Raw genomic sequence first — 2,156 nt, 5'->3', positions numbered from 1 at the left:
GAGTTCACCGTCACCTGGTCCGTCGTCGACGAGGAGGACGGGCATGCCTCCTCCGGGCTGATCTCCTTCGGGATCGGGACGAAGGAGGGCGTCCACCAGGACCGCGATGCCGCCGCCGCGCCGTCCCCCTCGCCTGCGGTGCGCAAGGGCCTCGTCGCCGCTCGGTGGGTCGGGTACGTGTCGCTGGCACTCTTCGTCGGCGGACTCGGTTTCGTCGCGCTGCTGTGGCCTCGGGGCGCGCGGGAGCGGCGGGCCCGGGTGCTGCTCGCGTCGGCGTGGGTCGGAGGGCTCGTGTCGACTGTCGCCGGGCTGGGCCTTCAGGGCGCGTACGTGGCGTTCGGAGGGCTGCGGGATGTCGTGCGGGCGGCGACGTACGCCGACGTCCTCGCCACCGGGCCCGGGATCGTGCTCGCCGCCCGTGGGCTGCTGTGGGTGCTCGCGGCCGTGGTGCTGGCCGGGCTGTTGCAGGGCGGCGGGCGTACGGCGCGCTCGCCCGGGTGGCGTGTGGGCGCCCTCGCCGTGGTGCTCGGGCTGCTGCGGACGACCGGTATGGCGGGCCACAACTCCGAGGGCAGCGAGCCCACGTGGGGGGCCGTCGCCGATCTGGTGCATCTGCTGGGCGCCTCGCTGTGGGTCGGTGGGCTCGTGATGCTCGTGGTGGCCGTGCTGCCGCGTCGCGAGCCCGGTGAGCTGGCCGCCGTGGTGCCGGGGTACTCGCGGCTCGCCGCGGCGAGCGTGCTGGCCGCGGCGGTGGCCGGGCTGGTGCTCGCCTGGCAGCTCGTGGGGTCGTACGACGCCCTGCTGCACACCTCGTACGGGCATCTGCTGTTGCTGAAGACCGGGGTCCTCGCCGTGGTGATGGTGGCGGCCTGGTTCAGCCGGCAGTGGGTGCGCAGCCGTCTCGATCTCGCCGTACTGCTGCGCGGCGACGCCGCCTCCGTGCGGCCCTTCGGTTACTCGGTCGCGGCCGAGACGGGGCTCGTCCTCGTCGTGCTGGCCGTGACGAGTCTGCTCGTCACCGCCGATCCCGGCCGGTGAACTCCCCAGAGAGAAGAAGGAGTTGTTGTGAAACGCACCAACGAGAACGGTGAGCGGGAGCGGCGGCGCAGGCCGCCCGCCGGGAACCGGGCCCTGCTGCTGGCCGGGGTCGGCGCGGCCCTGGCGGCCGTGCTCAGCCTGGGGCTGCTGCAGGCGGCCTCGGGTACGTCGGCGAGCGGCTCGCAGCGGACGGCGGGCGCGGCTCAGGCGCCCGCCGCCGCCGAGGCGCAGCCCGCCGCGGCTGCCGCGCCGGACCACCAGGTCGACATCATGAACTACAAGTTCGGCGACGGCAAGCAGCTCGTCGTCAAGGTGGGCGAGACGGTGCAGTGGACCAACCACGACAGCGCGCCGCACACGGTCACCACGACCAAGGGCCCGGCGGACTTCGACTCCGGCACGCTGGAGCAGGGCGACTCCTGGTCGTACACCTTCACCAAGGCCGGGACGTACGAGTACTACTGCGCCGTGCACCCGGACATGGTCGGGTCCGTGAAGGTCGTCGACGACGACAGCGGGTCGACGGGCGGGTCCAGTGGCGGAAGCAGCGGTGGGACCAGTGGTGGGACCAGTGGTGGTTCCTCCGGCGGGTCCACCGGGGGTTCGACGGGTGGTACCTCGGGTGGTACGTCCGGCGGTGGCTCGGGCGGCTCGACCGGCGGTACGTCCGGTGGCACCTCCGGCGGCACGAGCGGTGGTGGCTCCGGTGACGACGAGCAGTGCTCAAGCGTCAAGGACGTCCTGCTGCCGATCCTGCAGCACCTCAACACCGCGCACCTGGAGCGGTCGCCCGGGCAGCAGGTGCAGGACGCGCTGGCGCTCGACTCGTACGTGAAGATGCACACGGTGTGGATCGAGACCATCCTCACACCGGCCGTCGAGGGCGGCGGGACGATCGCCGACGACACGCTCAGCACACTGCTGAACCACATCAACAAGGCGCACCTGGAGGAGTCGCCCGGGCAGCAGGTCAGCGATCTGCTGAACCCCGACAGCTACGTGAAGATGCACACGGTCTGGGCCGGGCAACTGCTCGCCCCCACCGAGGACTTCCTCACCGACAGCTGCTGACGCACCCCTGTGACGGGGGTGGACGCCGGTCCGGCCGAGGCTCAGTC

Annotated in this window: 2 protein-coding genes; both read left to right on the top strand. The window is 72.3% G+C overall.

From position 1 onward, the window contains the following. Positions 1 to 1,038, top strand: a 1,038-nt coding sequence (locus tag FNH08_RS49190) for a copper resistance D family protein (RefSeq protein ID WP_228034848.1), incomplete at its 5' end; no start/stop codon positions are given. Positions 1,039 to 1,065: 27 nt separating this feature from the next. After that, the gene (locus FNH08_RS49185) at positions 1,066 to 2,109 is read left to right on the top strand and encodes a cupredoxin domain-containing protein (protein ID WP_322726648.1); all 1,044 of its coding nucleotides are present in this window, start codon (positions 1,066 to 1,068) and stop codon (positions 2,107 to 2,109) included. The last annotated feature ends 47 nt before the right edge of the window (positions 2,110 to 2,156 follow it).

Source organism: Streptomyces spongiae (genome assembly GCF_009377185.1).
Classification (GTDB): Bacteria; Actinomycetota; Actinomycetes; order Streptomycetales; family Streptomycetaceae; genus Streptomyces; species Streptomyces spongiae.
The sequence above is the reverse complement of the archived record's forward strand: the minus strand, read 5'-3'. Positions and strand labels throughout refer to the sequence as shown.